This is a genomic window from Streptomyces sp. AC550_RSS872, assembly GCF_019049285.1.
GTDB lineage: Bacteria > Actinomycetota > Actinomycetes > Streptomycetales > Streptomycetaceae > Streptomyces.
Window position 1 is genome coordinate 50095 of the sequence record NZ_JAGMUL010000008.1, and the last position, 22577, is coordinate 72671.

The window sequence follows — 22577 nt, forward strand, 5'->3', positions numbered from 1 at the left end:
TGAGCGAGGGGATGGACCACGGATGCCGAAGCGACGGCACCTTTCGCGCGCGGTGTTCGCCGCCGTGACCGCGACCGTTCTGGGCGTGGCCGGCTGTGACGCCGTCGGCGGCAACTCCCCGGCGCCGTCCGGCACCGAGGCGCGCCCGTCGCCGAAGCCGACGCCGGCCTGGGACCGCAGTCCGGCGTCGATCGCGGCTGTCGGCGACTCCATCACGACCGGTTTCGACGCCTGTACGGTCCTGTCGGACTGCCCCGAGGTGTCGTGGGTGACCGGCAGCAGTCCCCAGGTCGACAGTCTCGCCGTACGGCTGCTGGGGAAGGCGAACGCGGCCGAGCGCAGCTGGAACCACGCGGTGACCGGGGCGCGAATGGCGGACCTGCCGGGGCAGATGGCGCGGGCGGTGGCGCACAGACCGGAGCTGGTCGCGGTGATGGCGGGGGCGAACGACGCCTGCCGGGACACGACGGACGCGATGACGTCGGTGGCCGATTTCCGCACGCAGTTCGAGGACGCCATGGGCACGTTGCGCAAGGCGCTGCCGAAGACGCAGGTGTATGTGGCGAGCGTGCCGAATCTGATGCGGCTGTGGGAGCAGGGCCGTACCAGTCAGGTGGGCCGGCAGGTGTGGAAGCTCGGTATCTGCCCGTCGATGCTGGGCGACGCCGAGTCGCTGACCGCGGCGGCGAACCAGCGGCGCGAGACGGTGCAGGGGCGGGTCGAGGCGTACAACGAGGTGCTGGAGGAGGTCTGTGAGAAGGACCGCCATTGCCGGTTCGACGACGGCGCGGTGTACGACTTCCGGTTCGGTGCCGAGCAGCTGAGCCAGTGGGACTGGTTCCATCCGAGCGTGAACGGTCAGGCGCGGCTGGCCGACATCGCCTACCGGAGGATCACGAACTAGTGTTCCGCTCATGAGCGAACACTTCGGCACACTTTCCGACGGTACGCGGATCCATCGCTGGACGCTGGAGCGCGCGGGCGTCCGGGTCCGGGTGCTGTCGTACGGCGGGATCGTGCAGTCGCTCCAGGTGCCGGACCGGGACGGGCACCCGGCGGACGTGGTGCTGGGCTTCGCCGACCTGGACGGGTACCTCACCCACCCCGGGCCGTATCTCGGCGCGCTCATCGGGCGGTACGCCAACCGGATCGCGGGTGGCCGCTTCCCGCTGGACGGCCTGACGTACGCGCTCGATCGCAACAACGCGCCCAACTCCCTGCACGGCGGCGAGCGCGGCTTCGACAAGCGGGTGTGGGAGGTGACGCCGGTCGAGCACGGTGTGCGGCTCAGCCGGGTCAGCCCGCACGGCGAGGAGGGTTTCCCGGGGCGTCTCGACGTCTCGGCGACCTACACCCTGGACGCGGACGGGGCGCTTCGGATCGCGTACGAGGCGGTGACGGACGCGCCGACCGTGGTGAACATGACCAACCACAGCTACTTCAACCTCGCCGGGGCGCAGGCGGGGAGCGCGGGCGGTCATGAACTGCGACTGGCCGCCTCCCGGTTCACCCCGGTCGACGCGGACCTCATTCCGGCCGGCGCGCCGGCCGAGGTCGCGGGCACACGCTTCGACTTCCGTGAGGCGCGGAAGGTCGGCGCGGGGTACGACCACAACTTCGTGCTCGACAAGGGGGTGACGGGGAGCGCGCAGGAGGTCGCCGAGCTGTACGACCCGTCGACGGGGCGGGCGCTGACGGTGGCGACCACCGAGCCCGGGCTCCAGCTGTACACGGCCGACCATCTCACCGGGCCGTTCGCGCCGGGCGACGGCATCGCGCTGGAGACCCAGCACTTCCCGGACTCCCCGAACCGGCCGGAGTTCCCGAGTACGGTGCTGCGGCCGGGCGAGGTGTTCCGTTCGGAGACGGTGTACGGCTTCTCGGCCCGCTGAGCCCCCCGCCGGGAGGCCCGAAGCCCCGGCCCGGGCGTCAGGACCCGGGCCGGGGCTGTTCCTGGGGTACTTCTCCCGGCTCAGACGTTAATCGTCGCCGTCAGTCGGCGGTCGGCGATCGAGCGACTGACCTGGATCTCGTACGAACCCTTCACAAAGGTCCACGCATTGGTCGTCTCGTCCCACGTCTCGAAAGCACGGCGCGGAATCTCGATCACCGCTTCGGCGGTCTCCCCCGGCCCCGCCTCCACCCCCGCGAACCCGGCCAGCCACCGCGCCGGGCGGCCGGCGTCGGGCTCGCCCGCCGCCAGGTACACCTGCACGACCTCGCGTCCCGCGCGCTCGCCGGAGTTGCGGACGCGGACCGTGACCGTGCTCCCCTCGACCTTGGCGGACTCGTACGTCCACTCGGTGTAGCCGAGGCCGTGCCCGAAGGGGTACGACGGGACGCGGCCCTCCTTCTCCCAGGCGCGGTAGCCGATGAAGACGTCCTCGGTGTACGGGAGTTCACCGGCCGAGGGGACCACCCGGTTGACGGGGGCGTCGGCCAGCGAGCCCCAGGTGGTGGGCAGCCGGCCGCCGGGCTCGTGCGCTCCGGTGAGGACGTCGGCGAGGGCCGCTCCGCCCTCCTGGCCGGGGAACCAGCTGAGCAGCACGGCGGCGACGTCCTCCCGCCAGGGGAGTTCGACCGGGGAGCCGGAGTTGACGACCACGACGGTGTGGGGGTTGACGGCGGCGACGGCGCGGACCAGGTCGTCCTGGCGGCCGGGCAGGGTCAGGTCGGTGCGGTCGAAGCCCTCGGACTCGACGCGGTCGGTGGTGGCGACCACGACGACGGCCGTGTCGGCGTGCCGGGCGGCCTCGACGGCCTCGGCGATCAGCTCGTCGGCGTCGCGCTGGGGCTCCTGGTGGTGGAGCGTGAAGGCGACGACCTTCATGGGGATGTTCTCGGCGAACTCGACGACGTGGGTGAGGCGGACCTCGACCGGTTGGCCGGCGGTGAGTTCGGGCCGGGCGTGCGGGACGGGGGCACCGAAGAAGGTGACGAAGGGGTCGTTCTTGGCGGGACGCTGGTCGTCGTCGAAGTACGTGGTCCCGTCGACGGTGAGCTTGAAGGCGCCGATGCCCTTGATGCCGAAGGTGTGCGCGCCGGTGTCGCGCGGGGTGAAGGTGCCGGTCAGCTCGACGGTGTGCAGGGTGTCGTGGGTGACGCCGTCGGGGAGGTCGCCGCCCATCCACTGGATGTGGCCGTTGGGGGCGGATCCCGTGCCGATGACGTTCCCGTCGGCGTCCCGGCACACGGCGCGCAGCTCGAAGCCCTTGTCGGCGACGCCGAGTTCGGTGTTCGGGTCGGCGCCGACGGCGTAGGTGAGGGTGCCCTCGGGGAGGGCGGCGGTGAGGCCGTCGAGCGGGGAGACGATCCGGTCGGGGAAGACGGTGGCGGAGCCGCCGCCGAGGACACGGGCGTCGCGGGCGGCGGCACCGATCAGCGCGACCGTGCCGGCCGGCCGGAGCGGGAGAGCGCCCTGGTTGCGGACCAGGACGAAGGAGCGGCGAGCGATCTCGCGGGCCAGCGCGCTGCCGTCGACGGCCTCGGGGTACTCGGTGACGACGGGCTCGGCACCCTCCAGGATGCCGACGCGGGCGGCGAGCCGCAGGACGTTGCGCACGGCGCCGTCGACCTTGGCCTCGGCGACCCGCCCGTCCCGTACGGCCTGGGCGAGGGCCTCGCCGTAGACGGTCTGCGGGCCGGGCATGGCGGCGTCGAGGCCGCCCTTGATGGCGGCGACGGTCGACCGGGCGGCCATCCAGTCGGAGACGTTGTAGCCGTCGAAGCCCCATTCGCCGCGCAGGACCTCGTTCACCAGGTGGTGGTGCTCGGTCATGGTCGTGCCGTTGACCGTGTTGTAGGCGGTCATGATGCCCCAGGGGTGGGCGTTCTCGACGATGATCTCGAAGGGCGCCAGGTACAGCTCGCGCAGGGCGCGTTGGCTCACCTTGTTGTTCACGGTGAAGCGCTCGGTCTCGGCGTCGTTGGCGACGAAGTGCTTGACGGTGGTGCCGACGCCGCCGGACTGGACGCCGTTCACATAGCCCGCGCCGATCGTGCCCGTCAGGTACGGGTCCTCGCTGTAGGCCTCGAAGTGCCGCCCGCCGAGCGGGGAGCGATGCAGATTGACGGTGGGGGCGAGGAGCACGTGGACGCCCTTGCGGCGGGCCTCCTGGGCGAGCAGCACCCCGGCCCTGCGGGCGAGTCCGGGGTCCCAGGCGGCGGCGAGGGCGGTGGGCGAGGGCAGGGCGACGGACGGGTCGTCGGCGGTCCAGCGCACACCCCGGACGCCGATCGGACCGTCGGACATCACGAGGGACTTCAGGCCGATCTCGGGGAGCGCGGGCAGGGTCCAGGTGTCCTGCCCGGCGAGCAGCCGCGCCTTCGCGTCGAGGCCGAGCCGGGCGAGGGCTGCCTCGACGACCGCCTCGCGTGCTTCGTCGGATGCGGTGCGCTGGAGTGCGGGGGTTCCCGCCATCGGGTGCCTCCTCCTAGAAGTCCACGGATGTCCCCATCCTGCCTCGGCCGACTGCGAAGCAGTCGTGGCCGCACCCATCAATCGAGGAACCCCCACGGCGAGCAACATGGCGTGGACCACTCCCGTCACGGGATACTTCCGGCTACCCGCATGACTCAGGCTCCGCCTCACCCCCACCGTGACGGAAGGACCGGAACTCCCTTGAATTTCATACGCGTTCGGATCGGCGTCCTCGGACTGGCCCTGCTGACCGGCCTCTCGGCCCCGACCGTGGGGACCGCTGTCGCCGCCGGGAGGGCGGCCGCACCGACCGTCGAGGAACAGCGCCTCGACAAGGCGGCCCCGCAGGAGATCCTGCGCCGCTCCGGATTCGACGTCCCGGCCACGGAGTTCGCCGACGAACTCGCCGCCGCGCGCTCCTACGCGCAGGCCAGGCGTGTCGTCGAACGCGAGGGGTCGGCGCTGTGGCGGAGGGCCGTCGAGCGGGCGCAGGGGCGTGGTCCGGCCGAATCAAACAGGCGCGAAGCGCTTCCTTATGAGGGTGGTGGTGGGCGACGGGCGGGCCTGAGCCGGGACGATGACAGGCCGCTGTACTGGGCGCGGTTGTCGATGACGCGGGAGGTGCGGACCTGGGAGCCGGGGTTCGGGCTGAGCGAGGGACAGCGGGCCGCGCTGATCGACGTGTTGGAGCGGGTCTCGCGCGGCCAGACCGACATCCGCTACCCGCACGGGAAGGGCATCCGGCGCATCCTGGTCACCGGGTTCGACCCCTTCACCCTCGACCGTGACATCCGCATCTCCAACCCGTCCGGGGCCACCGCGCTCGCGCTCGACGGCACGGTGATCCAGACGGCACAGGGGCCGGCGCGGGTGGAGACCGCGGTGTTCCCGGTGCGCTGGCGGGACTTCACCGAGGGGACGGTGGAGCGGACGTTGCGGCCGTATCTGAGGCAGGTCGATCTGTTCACGACCGTGAGCCAGGGGCGCGTCGGGCGGTTCGACCTCGAGCGGACCAACGGGGCCTGGCGGGGCGGGTTCGGGGACAACGAGAACGTCGGCCGGACCGAGACCGTCCCCGTCGCCGACCCGGCCTCGCAGCCGCAGTGGACGACGACGACCCTGCCGTACCGGGAGATCGTGGCCGCGGAGACCGGCCGTTTCCCCGTGTACGACAACACGAGCGTCACCGAGATCCCGGCTGGCGGTACGCAGGCCGTCGTACGGCCGGACGGGCCGACGCCCGGGTCGACCGCGCGGGCCGGGGGCGGTGGGGACTATCTCTCCAACGAGATCGCCTACCGGGCGACGCTGCTGCGGGACCGGATGGGGCTGCACGGCGTGCTGCCGGGCGGGCATGTGCACACGCCGGTGCTTCAGTTCGGGGCGGGCAACACGGATCCGGCGACGGGGGCGGTGACGGATCCGGAGTTCGTGCGGAACCGGACGGACATCGTCGCGCAGGTGCGGGCGATGGTCGGGGTGGCTGTGGGTGCGGCGTGGCGTTGACGTCGGGAGGTTTCGCCCCCGCCGCCCCTACCCGTCCCATCCCTTGAAGGGGCTCCGCCCCTTCGACCCCGGCCAGGGGTCTGCCGCCCCCTGGACCCCCGCCTCGGCCCTTCGGACCTCGTCCTCAAACGCCGGACGGGCTGAGAATCAAACGCCGGACGGGTTGAAAGTGTCCGGATCCTCGCTGGGACGCAGCCCCTCGGGCCGCCCCTCCTCGGTCTCCTCCCCCATCAACTCACGTGCCATCAGCGTCGCTCCCGCGACCGCCCCCGGCATCAGGAACACCGCGACGAACGGCACCAGGAAGACGGCGGCGAGGGGGGCGCCGAAGCCCCAGACGAGGGTCTTGCGGGAGCGGAGGAGGGTGAGGCGGTCGCGGAGGTCGACGCGGCGGCGTTGGAGGGCGACCGCGGTGAGTTCCTCGGTGAGCAAGAAGCCGGTGACGAAGACGCCGATGACCGGTACGACGGTCTGGCCGACGACCGGGATGAAGCCGAGGGCGAAGAGCAGGGCGCCCCAGAGGGCGGCGCGCAGCACGACACGGAGGCTGTCGCGGCCCGAGATCCACAGCTCGCGCCAGAGCGGCAGGCCGGACTCGGGGGCGGTGCCGTCCGGGGAGACGTCCCGGTCGACCTTCTCGGAGAGGTTCTCGTAGAAGGGCTGGCCGATGAGGAGCGTGACCGCGGTGAAGGTGATCACGGAGAGGAGCAGGCCGAGGGCGAAGAGGACGGCGGTGAGGAAGCCGCGGAAGAGGCCCTGCCAGGGGCTCGACCAGTCGTCGGCGAACGGCGTCGACCAGGAGACGAAGGCCTCGCCCCAGACGGCGAGCGCGACCAGGGCGGCCGCGTAGAGCACCAGGGTGATCAGACCCGGGATCAGCCCGAACTCGTACTGCTTGCCGTGCCGGGCCACCCATCGCTGGCCCTTGAGGAGATATCTGAACCCGGTCCCGAGATCGCGCATGGACCGAACTCTAGTCGGGCCGTGTCACACGGCAGTCACGGCCGTTTCGGCGCCCGGTCTCGGGCCCCGCGGCCCACAGCATGCCTCCGCTCCGGCACCGGGATGCGCCATCCGGGGCATCGGTGACACCAACTCCCTCTTGTTGCGGTTGAGTCGAACAGGTACACCTCGCCGTACCGATCTCAGGAAGTTCCCGGAGGAGGTACGCGTGCGCAACACGAGAAGCGTTCCTGCGAGACCCGTTCCACTCATCGCCCTCGCCGTCACCACGGCGGGCTCCCTGCTCCTAGGCCCGAACGCCGCCGCGGCGGAACCCCGGCCCCCGGTCCACCGGGAAGCCGCGCTCGACCAGCAGGTGGCGCGGGCGCCCTTGAGCGCCGCCCAGCGAGCCCTCACCGGCGCCGGGGCCGCACCTCAGGCGGAGGCAGCGCTCGGCGACGACGGCCGCGGCTACCCCCGTCGGCAGGTCCTCGGCCCCGACCCCGTGAACCCGGCCGACAAGTCCCTCAAGCTGGGCCTCACCCCGTACCACGCGCTCGCGCCGAAGCTGAACGCCCTCCAGGCCCTCGGCGACCGGGTGAGCGTCGAGGTCGCGGGGCGGTCGGCGGGCGGGCACCGGCTCTACCTCGTCACCGTCACCGCCCCCGAGACGGTCCGTCAGGCCCGCTCGCAGGCGCGGATGCGGGAGCTCATCGAGCAGGCGCCGGCTCTGGCCGCCAAGTCGCCCGAGATCAAGCGGACTTACAAGGCGCCGGTGTTCGTCAACAACAACATCCACGGCAACGAGTGGGAGGGCACCGACGCCTCGCTCAGGCTCATCGAGCGGCTCGCCACCGCCAAGGACGCCGCGACGCGCGACCTGCTCTCCCACAGCCGCCTGTACTTCAACATCACCGCCAACCCGGACGGCCGTATCGCCGGAACCCGCGCGAACGCGAACGGCTTCGACATGAACCGGGACTTCGTCACCGCCTCGCAGCCCGAGGTGCGGGCGATGCGGCAGATCATGGTGGACAAGCAGCCGACCGTCATGCTCGACCTGCACGGCTACGTCAACGGCACCCTCATCGAGCCCACCACTCCCCCGCACGGCGAGAACTACGAGTACGACCTCTTCCTGAAGAACTCCTATGCCAACGCCCTCGGCATGGAGGCCGCCGTCAACGGCCTCGGCTACACACCGCAGAAGGACGGCGTCGAGCCCGCGCAGATCCCCTTCCGTGACCAGGAGGAGGGCTGGGACGACTGGCCGCCGATCTTCACCCCGCAGTACGCGGCCTTCCACGGCACGGTCGCCGCGCACACCGTGGAGATCCCGATGGAGGTGAACGGCTCCGTCTACGACACCCTGCCGGTCACCGAGCTGCGCCGCCGGTCCGCGATCAACGTCGACGTCGCCGGGGCCGCCCTGCGCGCCACCCTCGACTTCGTCCGGACGAAGCGCACCTCGCTGGTCGCCGACCAGATCGAGGTCTTCCGGCGGGGAGCCGCGGGTGCCGCGCAGGTGCCGGTGTCCCCGGAGACCGTCCCGGGCGTCCCCGGCATCGGCCCCGAGGACGTCTACACGACCACCTTCCCCCGCGCGTACGTCATCCCGGCCCCGGGCACGACGGCCGCCGCCCGCCTCGTCGGCCACCTCGTCGCAGGCGACGTACGCGTCACCCGCGCCACCCACTCCTTCCGCCTCGGCGGCCGGACGTACGCCAAGGGCTCGTACGTCGTCGACATGCACCAGCCCAAGCGCGGGCTCGCGAACGTGCTTCTCGCGGACGGGCGGGACATCAGCGACAAGGTGTCGGCGATGTACGACATCTCCGGCTGGAGCCTCGGGCGGCTGTGGGGCACGACGGTGCAGACCCTGCCACGGATGCCGTACGGCGGTGTCCTGCGTCCGGTCCGTGAAGCGTCCTCGGTCGCGTACGTCGCCCCGCGCGGCGACCTGCGGCTGCGGCTCGACGACCCGAACGAGGTCGGCGCGCTCAACTCCCTGCTGCGCGACGGCGTCCGGGTGCTCCGGGCCGCCGACGGCAGCGCGATCGTGCCCGGCTCGGCGCGGCGGCAGGCCAGGGAGGCCGCCCGCCAGTACGACGTCGCCTTCCACGCGACGCGGCTCACCGGCACGGTCCCGCTCCAGCGCACCCGGGTCGCCGCCGCCGTCACCGCGGGTGAGCTGTTCGCGCTGCGGGAGATGGACTTCGAGGTCACGCCGGTCTCGACGGACGTGCTGAACGCCGGGTTCGACTGGTCGTCGGTGGACGTGCTGTTCGTGTCGGTGGGGCTGGAGTACGGCGACCTGAGCGCAGCCGCCCGCACGGCCCTCGACGCCTTCCTCGCCGGGCACGGCCTTGTCGGCCGGGGCATCACCGGCGCCGAGCTGAACACGGCGGCGGGGCTGCTGGCGGCGAAGCCGGTCGAGGGCAACGGGGACGCCAACGGTGTCGTACGTGTACGGAACTCGGGCAGCCCTCTCATGTCCGGTGCTCCGGACCACGGGTTCGTGTACGCGCCCGTGTGGTTCACCGACCTGGGTCCGGACGTGCGGGTCGAGCAGGCCTACGGCGCCGGGAACCCGCTGGTCTCCGGGCACTGGCGGCCGTCGCCGGACGGTTCCGGCGGGCCGGCGGACGCGGCGGGGCGGGCGTCGGTGGTCAGCGGGCCGGGAGCCGTCCTGTTCGGCACCGAGCCGCTCTTCCGGGATCACCCCAAGGGCGAATTCGCCCAGGTGGCACGGGCGTTGCTCGCCATGGCACACACCACCGACACCTCCAGAAAACGTTTGCCCAACAGGTGAGGGTGGTGTGGAATGCGCACGACAGAGAATGTCGTGACTAAGGAGGAACATTGCTGACTGCGAGGCTCCGGAACGCCCTTGGCGCGTCCGCGGTAGTACTGGGCATGCTCGGTGTCACCGTTGCGTCCGTTTCGCCCGCCGCGGCCGCCGACAAGGCGTACGCATGGACCAAGGCGGCCGACTGGGGCCCCAAGGCGAATGACGGCAGTGGCTACTTCCAGCCGGACGGCGAGATATTCGGCGTGCGGGACAACCGGGCGGACGGCATGGGGGTCGTGCTGGAGTGGTCCATCACCAGCGGGGGCTCCGGCGGAGGCCAGCTGTGGAACACCGGCGGTTACAGCACCAGCTACAAGACGTGGGACAAGTCGTTCCCCGAGGGGGCTGTGGTCCACTTCCACGTCTGCCTCACGGACGAGGGAACCATCTACGTGGACACCTGCGGCGCCTACGCTGATGTGGTCGCCTAGTCCGGACGACACGAGCCGGTCCGGTAGTCGGTGAGCAGGAGGGCGGGAGTCAGTGCGACTGGCTCCCGCCTCTGCGTTGAGTGTGAGGAGAGCGGATGACTCAGGAGATCGCCGTCCACGGCACGGTCGCGGCGGGCTTCGAAGCGGTACGGGAGGAGTTCGCCGCCTTCGTGGCGGGTGAACTCCCCGACTACGAGGGACAGTTGTGCGCCTATGTGCACGGCCGCAGAGTCGTCGACCTGTGGGCCGGTGAGGGCTGCGAGCCGGGCTCCCTCTACGGTGTGTTCTCCTCCACCAAGGGCGCCGCTCACCTGGTGGTCGCGCTCCTGATCCAGGAGGGCACGCTCGAACCGGACCGCAAGGTGACGTACTACTGGCCGGAGTTCGGCGCCGAGGGCAAGGCCGCGGTGACCCTGCGCGAGCTGCTCTCCCACCGGGCCGGGCTGGTCGGGCTCGACGCCGGGTTCACCCGGGACGAGCTGGCCGACGACCGCGCCATCGCCGAACGCCTCGCCGACCAACGGCCGTTCTGGCGCCCCGGCACGGCCTTCGGCTATCACGCGCTCGTCATCGGCGCGCTCACCGGCGAGGTCGTACGCCGCGCGACCGGCCGTACGCTCCAGGAGGTGTACGAGGAGCGGGTACGGGCGCCGTACGGCCTGGACTTCCACCTCGGGCTGCCCGAGGAGCTGGAGCCGCGCTTCCGGTCGGTGCAGCCGATGGCGCCGACGCCGGAGCAGCAGGCGGTGCTGCACTCGGTGCCGCAGGGGCCGCACACCCTGTCGTCGATCGCGTTCAACACGCATGTGCCGGATCCGGGTGAGCTGGTGGACTACGCCAACTCCCGTGCCGTGCGCGCGAGCGGGCCGGCGTCGGCGGGCGGGGTCGCGTCCGCGCGCGGGCTCGCCGGGATGTACGCGGCGGCGATCAGTGAGCTGGACGAGCGGCCGCCGCTGCTGAAGCCGGACACGATCGCCGAGGTCGGTCAGATCCATTCGACCGGGTACGACCTGGTGGCGCGGGCCCACAAGTCGTACGGGCTGGGTTTTCAGGCGACGGCGGACACGTGGTATCCGTTCCTGGGTGCCGGTGCCTTCGGGCACAGTGGGGCTGGGGGGTCGCAGGCGTTTGCGGATCCTCGTAGTGGGCTGGCGTACGGGTACACCCGGCGTCGGTGCGCGTTTCCTGGTGGGGCTGCTCCGGAGAACGGGCGGTTTGTGAAGGCGGTGCATGTCGCGGCGCTCGCGTGACGCCGACTGCGCCCAGTAGCTCGGGAGGTTCGGTCGTATCGCGGGTGCGGCTCCGTGGGGGCTGGTCGCGCCCACGCGGCGGAGCCGCGAATCGATACACCCCCGCGCCCCTAGGGGGTTGCTGCCGGCGGCGTTTCCAAGCCGACCCACGCGAAGAGGCCGCACCCTACGTCCAAGGGTGCGGCCTCCGCCGTGGCAACGACCGTGTCAGACCAGCGTCACGGTGATGTTGCCGCGGGTCGCCTTCGAGTACGGGCAGACCTGGTGGGCCTTCTCGACGAGGCCCTTGGCGGTCTCGGTGTCGACGTTCGGGATCTCGGCGGAGATCTCGACGATGATGCCGAAGCCGTCGCCGTTCCTGCCGATGCCGACCTTCGCGGTGACGGTCGAGCCGGAGATGTCGGCCTGCTCCTGGCGGGCGACGACGCCGAGGGCGCCCTGGAAGCAGGCGCTGTAGCCGGCCGCGAAGAGCTGCTCCGGGTTGGTGCCGGCGCCGCTGCCGCCCATCTCCTTGGGCGGGTTCACGACGACGTCGAGCTTGCCGTCGTCGGTGGCGACCCGGCCGTCGCGGCCGTTCTCGGCGGTGGCGACGGCGGTGTACAGGACGTCGGACTGCTGGATGGACATGCGGTGTCTTCCTCCTCGGTCCGTCGCGACTCGCGCCCACGATCGCGACGGAATTCGGAAAGAAGTTACCGCATGTCGGAAATCCAGCACAGGTCAACGCCCGCCGGGGAGACCTACAGCTTGACGATCATCTTCCCGGTGTTGTCGCCGCGCAGGACCCCGAGGAACGCCTCCAGGTTGTTCTCGATGCCCTCGACGACCGTCTCGCGGTACTTCAGCTCGCCGGCGGCCACCCACGGGCCGACCTCGGACACGAACTGCGGCTGGAGGTCGTAGTGGTCCCCGACGAGGACGCCCTCGACGCGGAGCCGGTTCTGGAGGATCTTGACCATGTTGCGCGGGCCGGGGGTCGGCTCGGTCGAGTTGTACTGGGAGATCATGCCGCAAATCACGGCACGGCCCCGGAGGTTGAGCGCACCGATGGCGGCCTCCAGGTGCTCGCCGCCGACATTGTCGAAGTAGACGTCGATGCCGTCCGGGGCGGCCTCCTTGAGCTGCTCCCGGACCGGGCCGTTCTTGTAGTTGAACGCGGCGTCGAAGCCGTACTCCTCGACGAGGAGCTTGACCTTTTCGTCCGAGCCGGCGGAGCCGATGACCCGGGAGGCGCCCTTGAGCCTGGCGATCTGGCCGACCTGGCCGCCGACGGCGCCCGCGGCACCCGAGACGAAGACCGCGTCACCCTCCTTGAAGGCGCCGACCCGCAGCAGACCCGCGTACGCGGTCAGGCCGGTCATCCCGAGGACGCCGAGGTAGGTGGAGAGCGGCGCGGCGTCCGGGTCGACCTTGACGGCGCTCTTCGCGTCCACGGCGGCGTACTCGCGCCAGCCGAGGAAGTGCAGGACGTGGTCGCCGACGGCGATGCCCTCGGCGTTGGAGGCGACGACCTCGCCGACGGCGCCGCCCTGCATGACCTTGCCGAGCTCGAAGGGGGCGACGTAGGACTTGGCCGACGACATGCGGCCGCGCATGTACGGGTCGACGGAGAGGTACTTGTTGCGTACGAGCACCTGACCCTCGCCGGGGGTCGGCAGCTCGGCCTCCACCAGGGCGAAGTCATCGGCCTTGGGCCAGCCGACAGGGCGGGAGAGGAGGTGCCATTCGCGGTTGATCATGGGGGTGCCCTTCCGGTGTACTGCGGGTGTGCCGTGCCGCATTTACTTCAACGTATGAAACAACCATGCGCCTGAATATTTCATGATGTCAAGTAACTGGGTTACCCTGAGACCATGGCCACCCCACACAAGACCCGCCGCCCCGACGAGCTGACCCTCGAAGTCGTCGATCTCATCGGCTCCGTCGTGGCCCGCTACCACGAGGAGTACGAGGAGGCCGCCGCCGAGCACGCGCTCACCGGCGCGCAGGCGCGGCTGCTCAGCCTGCTGTCCCTGGAGCCACTGCCGATGCGGAAGCTGGCACAGCGGCTGCGCTGCGAGCCGTCGAACGTGACCGGCATCGTGGACCGCCTGGAGACCCGTGGCCTGGTGGAGCGGCGCCCGGACCCGGCGGACCGCCGCGTGAAGCTGGCCGCGGCGACGGAGGAGGGCCGCCAGGTGGCCCGCAGCCTGCGCGACTCCCTCCGGTTCGCCCGGGAGCCCCTGGCCGGGCTGTCGGAGGAGCAGCGGCTGACCTTGCGGGACCTGCTGCGCCGGATGCTGGGCGTGGACGTCTAGAACCGGCACCCCGGGGCCCCGGGGGCCCCGGGGGCGCCGGTTGCGGCGGGTCCGGGCCGGGGCGAGGATCGGAACGTGGTGGTGTACCGCTCGGACAGCCGTGAGGGGTGTAACGGGCGTGACAGGCGGGACGCGCGCTCCCTCGGGGCGGGGGTGACTCCGGACGGGGACCCGGTGCTCGCCGCCCGGCTGACCGTGCCGACGGTTCCGGGGACGTTCGTCCGCCGGGAACGGCTCGTCGAGACGTTGACCGAGGGGGCCGGCCGGCCGCTGACCCTGGTCACCGGGCCCGCGGGGGCGGGCAAGACGCTGCTGGTCGCCGACTGGAGCACCGCCTGCGAACCGGGGGCCGTCGCCTGGCTGACCGTGGAGCCGCAGGACAGCGCGCCCGGTGTCTTCTGGTCCTACGTCCTGCATGCCCTGCGCCACCACGGGATCGCCCTGCCCGAGAACATCCGCGGCCCGGCCCGGCCCGGCGAGGTGGACCACTCGCTGCTGGCCCGGCTCGCGGCCTGGCTCAACGAACGGGACAGCAGGGTGATCCTCGTCCTGGACGAGTTCGACCGGGTGGCCGGCTCGGCCGCGGTTGCCGACGAGCTCCAGTTCGTGCTCCGCCACGCCGGCGACGGACTGCGCCTGGTGATCATCAGCCGCACCGAGCCGCTGCTGCCGCTGCACCGATACCGGGCCGCCGGTGAACTCGTCGACATCCGCGCCGACGACCTGGCGTTCCGCGCCGAGGAGACGGCGACCCTGGTCGACCGGCACGGGCTGCCGCTGTCGGCCGAGGCCGCGCGCACGCTGACCGAACGCACCGAGGGCTGGGCGGCGGGGCTGCGGCTGTGCGCCCTGGCCGCGCAGCGGGCCGCCGACCCGGAGAGCTTCCTGAACGACTTCGAGGCCGGGCACAGCACGGTGGCCGACTTCCTGCTGGGCGAGGTGCTGCGCGCCCACCCCGCCGAGACCCAGGACCTGCTGCTGCGCACCAGCATCCTGGAGAGGACCCACCCCGACCTGGCCAACGCCCTCACCGGGCGGGACGACGCGGAGCCGGTCCTGGAGGCGCTGCAACGGGCGAACGCGTTCGTCGAGCCCCTCGGGCACTCCTGGTACCGGCTGCACTCGCTCTTCGCCGAGATCCTCCGGGTGCATCTGCGGGTGCGCCGGCCGGGCCTGGAGCCGGAGCTGCACCGTACGGCCGCCGAGTGGCTGAGCCGGGCGGGGCTGCTCGACGAGGCGCTGCGGCATGCGGCGGACGCGGGTGACTGGGAGCTGGCCGCCGCCGAGCTCGTCGACCATCTGGCGATCGGCCGGCTGCTGACCGGGCCGGCCGCCGAGCGACTGGACGGTCTCTTCGCCGGGATGGCACCGGAGGCGTCCGGCCCCGCGCCCGACCTGGTGCGCGCGGCGCGCGAGCTGGCCCACCACGACGTCGACCGGGGTGTCACGTATCTGCGGCGCGCGGAGGAGAACCTGCCGGACCTCGGCACCGACAGCACCGACGACGCCGCGGCGATGCGGCTGAGCTGTGCGGTGCTGCGGGTGCTGGCCGCCCGGGTGGTGGGCTCGGCGGACCTGGCGGAGACGGCGGCGCGGGACGCGGCGGAGGCGGAACAGGCCCTGCCCGCCGACCGGTTGGAGCGCAGTCCGGAGCTGACGGCCCTGATGCTCACCGACCTCGGTTCGGCCCAGCTGTGGGCGGGCCGGTTCGACGCCGCCCGCGCCACGCTGTCCGCCGCCGTCGACACCGCCGAGGGGCTGCCGACGGCGTTCCCCCGGCACGAGGCGCCTGGGCGTGTGGCGAACGTCCCTCCCCCAGAGGGGGCACCCCCAGCCGGGCGGACGACGGGACTTTCGCAGCACGCCCTGAGCCGGCTGGCACTGATCGACTTCCTGCACGGCCGGCCCGGCCAGGCCGAGGCGCATGCCCGGGGGGCGGTCGCGGAGGCGGAGCGTTCGGGGCTGCCGGTGCCGTACCGCACCGGGATGGCCCAGCTCGTGCTGGCCGCGGTCGCCGTCGACCGCGACGACCTGACGGCCGCCCAGGACCATCTCGACCAGGCGGCCGCCACGTCCGCCGCCACCCGCGACCCCCTCATGGCCGTGGAACTGGCGATCCTGCGCTCCCGGCTGCTGGTCGCGAGGGGCGACCCCCGGGCGGCGCTGCTCGCTCTCGACGACATGACACGGCAGCCCCTGGTCTCCGCCGAGCCCTCCCCCTGGGTGAGCGACCGCATCGCCATGGCCACGGCCGCGGCGCATCTGGCGGACGGCGATCCGAGGGCGGCGGTGAAGGTCTTCGAGGAACAGCCGCTGCACAGCCCGGAGAGCCGGGCGGCCGAGGCCCGCGCCCGGGTGGCCGCCGGCGACGGCGAAGGGGCGCTGCGGATTCTCGACGCGCTCCCCGATCCCCAGGACCAGGGACCGGCCGTCGACGTGTGGCTGCTGCTGACCCGTGCGCAGGTTGCCGAGGCGACCGGTGACTCCCCGGCCGCGGAGGGCCTGGTGCTGCGGGCCCTGGCGGCGGCTCGTCCGCATCAGCTCAGGCGGCCGTTCCGGGAGGCCGGGCCCTGGCTCGGCCGGCTGCTGCGCCGGCCCGCGCTCGCCCGGGAACACACCTGGCTGACCGGCACGCTCGCGCCGTTGCAGGCCGCCTCTCCGCAGCGGACGCAGGCCCCGCGCCCGGAGCCGCTCAGCGCCCGGGAACAGGACGTCCTCGAACGGCTGGCCCAACTCATGTCCACCGAGGAGATCGCCGCCGACCTGCATCTGTCGGTCAACACCGTGAAGACGCACCTGAAGAGCATCTACCGCAAGCTCGCCGCCACCCGGCGCGGCGAGGCCGTCCGCAGGGCCCGCGAACTCGGGCTGCTCTGACGGACTCGGAGACGGAACCGGACTGTACCGACGTGTCACCTCGCCCGGGTGATGCCCCTGCGTGCCCCGTCGCCCAGCATGAGGGCATGCGCTACGAGATCCGCGTCGACGGGGAGATGTCGGACGAGCTGACCACGGCGTTCCCCGAGTTGAAGACGTTCGTCGTCCCCACCCAGACCGTGCTGTACGGCCCGGTCGACGACGAGGCGCATCTCTACGGCCTGTTGGTCCGGTTCCAGTCGCTGGGGCTGCGCGTGGCCGAGTTCCGCCAGCTCCCGGAGTGAGAGCGGGAGCTTTCGGAGCAGTGATCGGAGCAGTGACGGGATCGCTCAGCCCGCGAGGACCTTCGCCTTGGCCTGCTCGTACTCCGCGTCGGTGATGTCGCCGTGGTCGTGCAGCCCGGCGAGCCTGGTCAGCTCGTCCACGCGGGTCGCCCGGGCCTCACCGGCGGCCGGGGTTCCGGCGGCCGCCTCCTGGACGTAGGAGCGGAACGCCTGCTCCTGCCGCTGCATCTGGCGCACGTCACGCTCGCCCATGCCGCGGCCTCGGGCGATCAGGTAGACGAAGACACCGAGGTACGGCAGCACACACACGAAGACCGTCCAGCCCGCCTTGGCTCCGCCGCCCATGGTGTCGTCCCGGAAGATGTCGCCGATGACCCGGAACAGCAGCACGAACCACATGACCCACAGGAAGAACCAGAGCATGGTCAGGAACGCGTTGAGCAGCGGATAGTCCACGGTTTCCTCCACTTGCCGGCCGCCGAGAGGGCCACGACGGCGCTCGGAGCCTGTCGTGCTCCACGCTGCGCCTGTCGGCCCGGGACGGCATCACCCGGAGCGGGTGGGGGTGTCGCGGTCAGCCGAGGACCAGCGGACAACGCGGGTCTGGGAGCAGCGGAGGCCGTCTGTCAGCTGTCGGAGGACGGCCGACGGCCCGGCGCCGACGACAGCACCGGTGCGCTGGTGGGCCACCGCCGTGTACGGGAGACGGACGAGAGGGGCGCCGCGCAGAACACGACGGGACTTGAACCAGGAACGGGCCGCCCACGACGGAGACCGGCGACTGCCTCGGGCGGGCCGGGCCGATGCGGCGGACGGCGAAGGCGGCAAGGGGTTCGGGGAGGCGCGCACCGCCCCCGAGCTCTCGGCCGCCGCGCTCCCCCGTGGCGGGTGAGGCGCGGGGTGCGTGCTTCGGATGCGATGGGGGGAGCGGCGGGGCGTGTACCGGCCGGCCGCTGCACAGCCGGCACCGTCGGCGTGCCGGGCCGACTCGGCGAGGTGGAGCGTGAAGCACTGGCGGGCTCTGATCGTCCTCGGGACGGCCCAGTTCTTGATGGTCCTGGACACCTCCGTCATGAACGTGTCCATCAGTCAGCTGGTCGAGGACTTCGACACCGAGGTCACCGCCATCCAGGCGGTCATCACGTTGTACGCGCTGGTCATGGCGGCGTTCATGATCATCGGTGGCAGGTTCGGGGACATCCTGGGGCGTCGTCGCATGTTCCTGCTGGGGCTGGTCGTCTACGGCGCCGGGTCGGCCCTGACCGCCGCGGCACCCACGCTGTGGGTCCTCGCGCTGGGGTGGTCGGTCATCGAGGGACTCGGAGCGGCCATGGTGCTGCCGGCCATGGCCGCCCTCGTCGCGGAGTCGTACCGCGGGCGGGAACGGGCCGTCGCCTACGCGGTCATCGGCGGGCTCGCCGGCGCCGGGATCGCGGTCGGCCCGCTGCTGGGCGGCTGGGTGACGACGTACCTCACCTGGCGGCTGGTCTTCGCCGGCGAGGTCGTGGTCGTCGTGGCCGTGCTGCTGTGCCGCCGGGTGATCCCGACGTCCGCCCCGGCCGGCCCACGTCCCCGGCTGGACGGAGTCGGCGCGGCACTCTCCGCGGCCGGGCTGGGGCTGGGCGTGCTCGGGGTGCTACAGAGCAGCACGTGGGGCTGGGTGCAGCCCCGCAACCCTCCGTTCACCGTCTTCGGCTTCGCCCCGACGCTGCTCGTCATAGGGGCAGGGGTGGCCCTCCTGGCCGTCTTCCGGCACTGGGAGCGGCGGCGGGAGCACCAGGGCGCCGACCCCCTCGTGCACCTGTCCCTGTTGGGCAGACCCGTGCTGCGGTCCGGCCTGATGACGCTGCTGAGCCAGAACCTCATCCTGCTGGGGCTGTTCTTCGCCATCCCGCTGTACTTGCAGGTGGTTCAGGGGTTCAACGCCTTCGAGACGGGGCTGCGCCTGCTCCCGGTGTCCGTGACCATGTTCGTGACCTCCCTGTCCGCGTCCTCGCTCGGGCGGGTCATGGGGCCACGCCGGGTGGTCCGACTGGCCCTGGTGACCCTGGCGGCGGCCATCGTGTGGCTGCTGGCCACCATCGACCCGGTCATCGACGACGCACAGTTCGCCGGAGCCATGGCCCTGCTGGGCGTGGGCGTCGGCCTGCTCGCCTCCCAGCTGGGCAACGTCGTCCAGTCCGGCGTCGGTGAGGAGGAACGCAGTGAGGCCGGAGGGCTCCAGTTCACGGCACAGAATCTGGGCTCCGCACTGGGCACGGCCCTCATCGGGTCGATCCTCATCGGCGCGCTGGCCCACGCCTTCACCACACAGGTGGACGACAATCCGCAGCTGTCGCAACAGACCCGTGAGCAGGTCGGCGTCGCGCTCCAGGCCGGGATCACCTTCGTCTCCACCGATCAGGTGCGCTCGGCGGCCGAGCGTGCCGGATTGCCGTCGTCCCAGGTCGACGCCGTCGCTGATTCCTACGCCTCCGCGCAGTTGCAGGGGCTGAAGGCGGCGATCCTGGCCACTGGTGGCGTCGCTCTTGCCGGCTTCCTGGTCACGCCGTCCCTGCCGAACGCCCGGGAAAAGCATCCGCGGCAGCCGGACGCCGGTGTTCCTGCCGGAGCGAGCGGATCGACGCGCTGAGCTCGGGAGGGAGCTGCCGATGCCCAGGATCAGGCCGGGCCCTGCCAGGGCTCGCGGGGCACCCCGTACCGGGCGCAGGGCACACGCGGACTACACGGGCGGCGTCTACGGATCCATGCTCGCGGCTTCCGTGGTGGTCGGCGCGGGTTCCCTGGGCTCGTTCCCCCGCCTCGAACTGGTGCTGCTGCTGTTGTTCACCGGAGGGGTGTTCTGGATCGCGCACGTGCACGCCCAGCTGTTCGGGACGCGCCTGGCACAACAGGCTCCCGACCGCCGGGTCGTGCTGCACGTGTGCCGTGACGAGTGGCCGATCGTCAAGGCCGCCGTCCCGCCGGCGGCCGCGGTAGCCGTCAGTCCGCTCCTGGGGCTGGACGTGCGAGGTGCCCTCTGGCTGGCTCTCTTCGTCGCCGTGGCCGGCCAGGTGGGCTGGTCCGTGGCCGCTGCACGCCGCGCCGGTGCTCCGCGGCGGCTCATGGCCGCCACCGCAACGGTCAACCTGTTGCTCGGCCTGCTGATCGTCTCCTTCAAGATCGTTCTGACGCACTGATCCTCTGCCGCACGGATCCTCTGACGCACTGATCCGTGGGGCGGGCAGCCGGGCCACCGCTCGTGCGCTACGAAATCCGAGCCGAGGGACGCTGGTCGGAAACGTCGGCCAGAGCCTTTCCGGTGCCGGGGCCGTGGTGCTGTCCGGCCAGACCGTCGCGTCCGGCCCTGTCGTGGCGCTGGGCGGTCATGACCGGGCCTCCTCGTCCGGCGTCCCCGCGTCGGTGCGGGAACCCGATTCCGTAGACGGCTCTCCGCTCTGCCGACGCAGGCCCGCCTGGACCGCGCTCGCCAGCACCCGCGCGGCGACGCCCACGAGCAGCAGCCCTCCTGTCATCTGCAGCATCGTCAGCACGCGCCCGGTCTGGGAGTGCGCGGTGATGTCCCCGTAGCCGACCGTGCTGAATGTGGTCAGAGTGAAGTACAGGGCGTCTGTCCTGGTCAGCGGTTCGCTGAAGGAGTCCGCGGCGGAGCGGTCCAGCAGGTAGTAGGCACTGGCGAAGAGGACCAGAAACAGCACCAGCGTGGCGGCCAGGGCCTCGATGGCTCTCAGCCGCGGGTGGGGTGAGCGCGTGATCACCCGTACCTCCCACGCGAAGACCAGCAGCACCGCCACCAGGCCGCACACGATCAGCGCCGCAGCAGCCTTACCACCCTCGTCCAGAGGCAGCAGATAGTAGGCGGTGACGAGGCCGACGGCGATGAGCACCGCGCGGGTGAGGGCGACGAGAGCAGCCCACCGGCGGGGGCGGAGCCGCCGTGGCCGGTGCGCGTCCTGCCCGGATCGGGCGCCGTCCGTGCGGGCAGTGCTCGGATCACTCATCTCGTGTCTCTTCGTTCCGTCCGGCCGGAAGGTCGATGGGTCGGACGCCAGGAGATTTCCACCTCACTGCCTGCCGCAGCGTCGTCGACGGAACACCCGGGGTGGGTGCCCCGGTCACCCACGGCAGGCGTGCCCCTCATGCCGTCAGGTCCTCGCACAGCGCCCCCTCACACCCCGCCCCGAGAGACCGTGGACGTCACGGCGGTGACGGACGCGTGGCCCCGCGTCAGACCGTCAGTACCTTGGCCTTGGCCTGCTCGTACTCCGCGTCGGTGATGGCTCCCTTGTCGTGCAGCGCGGCCAGCTTGCCCAGCTCGTCCGCCTTGGCGCCCGGCGCTCTCGGCGCGGGTTCGGCGGCGACCTGCTGGACGTAGCTGCGGAACGCCCGCTCACGGTCACGGGCCTGTCGCCGTTCACGCTCGCCCATGCCGCGCCCCCGGGCGATCAGGTAGACGAAGACGCCGAGGAACGGCAGCACGCACACCATCAGCGTCCAGCCAGCCTTGCCCCAGCCGCTGAGCGCGTCGTCACGGAAGGCGTCGACGATCACGCGGAACAGCAGCATGAACCACATGATCCACAGGAAGAACCAGAGCATGGTGAGGAAGACGTCGAGCAGGGGGTAGTCCATGGTCGCCTCCACCGGCCGGCTGCCGCGACGACCGCGCGGCTCGTGCGGTCCCGAGACCTTCACGATGCGCCGGGCCGGTCCGTCCGCCATCACCCCTCAGGGGTGGCCCTCGCCATCCCGACCCGGCCGCGAGCAGCGACACGACTGCCAGAAGGGCGAGCGCGCTCACACACCCCCCGTCCGGTCCGGATCTCGCGCCCGTCGGCCCGGGCCGGCCAGACAGGCGCCGAGTGTGCGACCACGAGGCCGAGCACGATCGTCGTGACGAGGGCCTGGCGCGGGAAGCGCAGGAGCGTGTCGAAGACGGCCGCCGCGGCCACGTCCGACTGCACGGCGGCCGGAAGATGGTCGAGGTGGAAACGGCGTACGACGACCAGGGCGATGACCACCACCAGGCAGGCGAACATGGCGCCCAGCGCGGCACCAGGATGCAGGTGACGACGATCAGCACCGCTGAGGCCGTGGCCCGGGCGATGCGCCCGGGCGCGGAGGTCTTGTGCGCGGCGCTCATGCGGACTCGTGCTGTGTCGGGTCCCCTCCCCTCGCAATCGCGTCCGCACACTACGAGCACGGCATGCCGAACGGGCCATTCGGGCGAGTGGTACGCCCGCCCCTAGTCCGCGAGTGGGTCCCGCTTGACCACGCACAGCGCCCAGATGATGAACGCGTACAGCGCGATCAGCGTGAGCGACCAGACCGGGTAGTACGGGATGGACAGGAAGTTGGCGATCAGCAGCAGGGCCGCGATGCCGACGCCGACGACCCTCGCCCATGTCTTCGCCGTGAACAGGCCGAAGCTCACGATCACGGCCAGCGCCCCGAACAGCAGGTTGATCCAGCCCCAGCTGGTCAGGTCGAACTTGAAGATGTAGTTGGGGGTGGAGACGTAGACGTCGTCCTCGGCGATCCCCATGATTCCCCGGAAGACATCGAGGATCCCGGCGATGAACAGCATCACAGCGGCGAACAGCGTCAGGCCGGTGGCGGCGGTCTGTGCCCCTTCCCGATGCTGGGGGCGACTGGTGGTGGCCATGGCGGCCTCCCTTTCCTCGACGGGCTGCGGCGCGCAGCCGTACACCACGAGCGT

The 22577-nt window shown here is 71.7% G+C and carries 22 protein-coding genes; 12 read left to right on the forward strand and 10 right to left on the reverse strand.

All coding sequences use genetic code 11. The features are described 5' to 3' along the window. The first annotated feature begins 22 nt into the window (after positions 1-22). On the forward strand, positions 23-904 hold the full coding sequence (locus KUM44_RS03385) for an SGNH/GDSL hydrolase family protein (RefSeq protein WP_217206132.1): 882 nt from the start codon (positions 23-25) through the stop codon (positions 902-904). Positions 905-914: 10 nt separating this feature from the next. Next, positions 915-1892, forward strand: coding sequence for an aldose epimerase family protein (locus KUM44_RS03390; RefSeq protein WP_217206133.1), 978 nt, complete (start codon positions 915-917; stop codon positions 1890-1892). 80 nt (positions 1893-1972) lie between these two features. Here the strand turns inward: KUM44_RS03390 and KUM44_RS03395 are convergent, their stop codons facing one another. Further along, on the reverse strand, positions 1973-4420 hold the full coding sequence (locus KUM44_RS03395; protein ID WP_217206134.1) for a glycoside hydrolase family 3 protein: 2448 nt from the start codon (positions 4418-4420) through the stop codon (positions 1973-1975). A 201-nt stretch (positions 4421-4621) separates the two neighbouring features. Between KUM44_RS03395 and KUM44_RS03400 the strand changes: the two genes are divergently transcribed. Continuing rightward, entirely contained in the window at positions 4622-5926 is a 1305-nt protein-coding gene (locus KUM44_RS03400; RefSeq protein WP_217206135.1) for a pyroglutamyl peptidase, read from the forward strand. A 147-nt stretch (positions 5927-6073) separates the two neighbouring features. Here KUM44_RS03400 and KUM44_RS03405 read toward each other — a convergent pair whose 3' ends face one another. Beyond that, entirely contained in the window at positions 6074-6889 is an 816-nt protein-coding gene (locus tag KUM44_RS03405) for an EI24 domain-containing protein (protein ID WP_217206136.1), read from the reverse strand. A 208-nt stretch (positions 6890-7097) separates the two neighbouring features. Here KUM44_RS03405 and KUM44_RS03410 point away from each other — a divergent pair, with 208 nt between their 5' ends. From KUM44_RS03410 to KUM44_RS03420, 3 genes are all read left to right on the forward strand, one after another. Continuing rightward, positions 7098-9680, forward strand: a complete 2583-nt coding sequence (locus KUM44_RS03410) for a M14 family zinc carboxypeptidase (protein WP_217206137.1) — start codon at positions 7098-7100, stop codon at positions 9678-9680. 50 nt (positions 9681-9730) lie between these two features. Beyond that, on the forward strand, positions 9731-10150 hold the full coding sequence (locus tag KUM44_RS03415; RefSeq protein WP_217206138.1) for a hypothetical protein: 420 nt from the start codon (positions 9731-9733) through the stop codon (positions 10148-10150). A 95-nt stretch (positions 10151-10245) separates the two neighbouring features. Continuing rightward, positions 10246-11400: a serine hydrolase domain-containing protein gene (locus KUM44_RS03420; protein WP_217206139.1), complete on the forward strand. Its 1155-nt coding sequence runs from the start codon at positions 10246-10248 to the stop codon at positions 11398-11400. 207 nt (positions 11401-11607) lie between these two features. Here KUM44_RS03420 and KUM44_RS03425 read toward each other — a convergent pair whose 3' ends face one another. Both KUM44_RS03425 and KUM44_RS03430 read right to left on the reverse strand, forming a co-directional pair. Continuing rightward, positions 11608-12027, reverse strand: a complete 420-nt coding sequence (locus KUM44_RS03425; protein ID WP_217206140.1) for an organic hydroperoxide resistance protein — start codon at positions 12025-12027, stop codon at positions 11608-11610. A gap of 113 nt (positions 12028-12140) precedes the next feature. Further along, entirely contained in the window at positions 12141-13139 is a 999-nt protein-coding gene (locus tag KUM44_RS03430; protein ID WP_217206141.1) for an NADP-dependent oxidoreductase, read from the reverse strand. Between the two features lie 114 nt (positions 13140-13253). On the opposite strand from KUM44_RS03430, the gene KUM44_RS03435 reads away from it, so the two are divergent. The 3 genes from KUM44_RS03435 (at position 13254) to KUM44_RS03445 (ending at position 16858) form a co-directional block, all read left to right on the forward strand. Beyond that, entirely contained in the window at positions 13254-13697 is a 444-nt protein-coding gene (locus tag KUM44_RS03435) for a MarR family winged helix-turn-helix transcriptional regulator (protein ID WP_217206142.1), read from the forward strand. A 153-nt stretch (positions 13698-13850) separates the two neighbouring features. Next, the gene (locus KUM44_RS03440) at positions 13851-16574 is read left to right on the forward strand and encodes a LuxR C-terminal-related transcriptional regulator (RefSeq protein ID WP_217206143.1); all 2724 of its coding nucleotides are present in this window, start codon (positions 13851-13853) and stop codon (positions 16572-16574) included. Positions 16575-16660: 86 nt separating this feature from the next. Next, complete coding sequence (locus KUM44_RS03445) at positions 16661-16858, forward strand: hypothetical protein (protein WP_217206144.1); 198 nt, start codon at positions 16661-16663, stop codon at positions 16856-16858. 45 nt (positions 16859-16903) lie between these two features. On the opposite strand, the gene KUM44_RS03450 is transcribed toward KUM44_RS03445, so the two are convergent. Beyond that, positions 16904-17314 (reverse strand): SHOCT domain-containing protein, encoded by a 411-nt coding sequence (locus KUM44_RS03450; protein ID WP_308402475.1) that lies wholly within the window; start codon positions 17312-17314, stop codon positions 16904-16906. Between the two features lie 286 nt (positions 17315-17600). On the opposite strand from KUM44_RS03450, the gene KUM44_RS03455 reads away from it, so the two are divergent. The 3 genes from KUM44_RS03455 (at position 17601) to KUM44_RS03465 (ending at position 20037) form a co-directional block, all read left to right on the forward strand. Further along, positions 17601-17750 carry a hypothetical protein gene (locus KUM44_RS03455; RefSeq protein WP_217206146.1) on the forward strand — a complete coding sequence of 50 codons (150 nt, stop codon included), beginning with the start codon at positions 17601-17603 and terminating at the stop codon, positions 17748-17750. A 111-nt stretch (positions 17751-17861) separates the two neighbouring features. Then, a complete protein-coding gene (locus KUM44_RS03460; protein WP_217206148.1) occupies positions 17862-19490 on the forward strand; it encodes an MFS transporter in 1629 nt (542 codons plus the stop codon). A 19-nt stretch (positions 19491-19509) separates the two neighbouring features. After that, the gene (locus KUM44_RS03465) at positions 19510-20037 is read left to right on the forward strand and encodes a hypothetical protein (protein WP_217206149.1); all 528 of its coding nucleotides are present in this window, start codon (positions 19510-19512) and stop codon (positions 20035-20037) included. Between the two features lie 67 nt (positions 20038-20104). Here the strand turns inward: KUM44_RS03465 and KUM44_RS46690 are convergent, their stop codons facing one another. The 5 genes from KUM44_RS46690 to KUM44_RS03485 form a co-directional block, all read right to left on the reverse strand. Continuing rightward, the gene (locus tag KUM44_RS46690; protein WP_302185956.1) at positions 20105-20227 is read right to left on the reverse strand and encodes a hypothetical protein; all 123 of its coding nucleotides are present in this window, start codon (positions 20225-20227) and stop codon (positions 20105-20107) included. Then, on the reverse strand, positions 20224-20859 hold the full coding sequence (locus KUM44_RS03470; RefSeq protein WP_217206150.1) for a potassium channel family protein: 636 nt from the start codon (positions 20857-20859) through the stop codon (positions 20224-20226). Before KUM44_RS03470 ends, KUM44_RS46690 begins: the two co-directional genes overlap by 4 nt. 226 nt (positions 20860-21085) lie before the next feature. Further along, positions 21086-21490: an SHOCT domain-containing protein gene (locus KUM44_RS03475; protein ID WP_217206226.1), complete on the reverse strand. Its 405-nt coding sequence runs from the start codon at positions 21488-21490 to the stop codon at positions 21086-21088. An 89-nt stretch (positions 21491-21579) separates the two neighbouring features. Further along, positions 21580-21897, reverse strand: a complete 318-nt coding sequence (locus KUM44_RS03480; RefSeq protein WP_217206151.1) for a hypothetical protein — start codon at positions 21895-21897, stop codon at positions 21580-21582. Between the two features lie 206 nt (positions 21898-22103). Continuing rightward, positions 22104-22523, reverse strand: coding sequence for a hypothetical protein (locus tag KUM44_RS03485; protein WP_217206152.1), 420 nt, complete (start codon positions 22521-22523; stop codon positions 22104-22106). Between the last annotated feature and the right edge of the window lie 54 nt (positions 22524-22577).

Coding starts and splice junctions, on each gene's coding strand:
- KUM44_RS03385 (WP_217206132.1), top strand. CDS start 23: ATGCCGAAGCGACGGCACCTTTCGCGCGCGGTGTTCGCCGCCGTGACC.
- KUM44_RS03390 (WP_217206133.1), top strand. CDS start 915: ATGAGCGAACACTTCGGCACACTTTCCGACGGTACGCGGATCCATCGC.
- KUM44_RS03395 (WP_217206134.1), bottom strand. CDS start 4,420: ATGGCGGGAACCCCCGCACTCCAGCGCACCGCATCCGACGAAGCACGC.
- KUM44_RS03405 (WP_217206136.1), bottom strand. CDS start 6,889: ATGCGCGATCTCGGGACCGGGTTCAGATATCTCCTCAAGGGCCAGCGA.
- KUM44_RS03420 (WP_217206139.1), top strand. CDS start 10,246: ATGACTCAGGAGATCGCCGTCCACGGCACGGTCGCGGCGGGCTTCGAA.
- KUM44_RS03425 (WP_217206140.1), bottom strand. CDS start 12,027: ATGTCCATCCAGCAGTCCGACGTCCTGTACACCGCCGTCGCCACCGCC.
- KUM44_RS03430 (WP_217206141.1), bottom strand. CDS start 13,139: ATGATCAACCGCGAATGGCACCTCCTCTCCCGCCCTGTCGGCTGGCCC.
- KUM44_RS03435 (WP_217206142.1), top strand. CDS start 13,254: ATGGCCACCCCACACAAGACCCGCCGCCCCGACGAGCTGACCCTCGAA.
- KUM44_RS03445 (WP_217206144.1), top strand. CDS start 16,661: ATGCGCTACGAGATCCGCGTCGACGGGGAGATGTCGGACGAGCTGACC.
- KUM44_RS03465 (WP_217206149.1), top strand. CDS start 19,510: ATGCCCAGGATCAGGCCGGGCCCTGCCAGGGCTCGCGGGGCACCCCGT.
- KUM44_RS46690 (WP_302185956.1), bottom strand. CDS start 20,227: ATGACCGCCCAGCGCCACGACAGGGCCGGACGCGACGGTCTGGCCGGA.
- KUM44_RS03470 (WP_217206150.1), bottom strand. CDS start 20,859: ATGAGTGATCCGAGCACTGCCCGCACGGACGGCGCCCGATCCGGGCAG.
- KUM44_RS03475 (WP_217206226.1), bottom strand. CDS start 21,490: ATGGACTACCCCCTGCTCGACGTCTTCCTCACCATGCTCTGGTTCTTC.
- KUM44_RS03480 (WP_217206151.1), bottom strand. CDS start 21,897: ATGTTCGCCTGCCTGGTGGTGGTCATCGCCCTGGTCGTCGTACGCCGT.
- KUM44_RS03485 (WP_217206152.1), bottom strand. CDS start 22,523: ATGGCCACCACCAGTCGCCCCCAGCATCGGGAAGGGGCACAGACCGCC.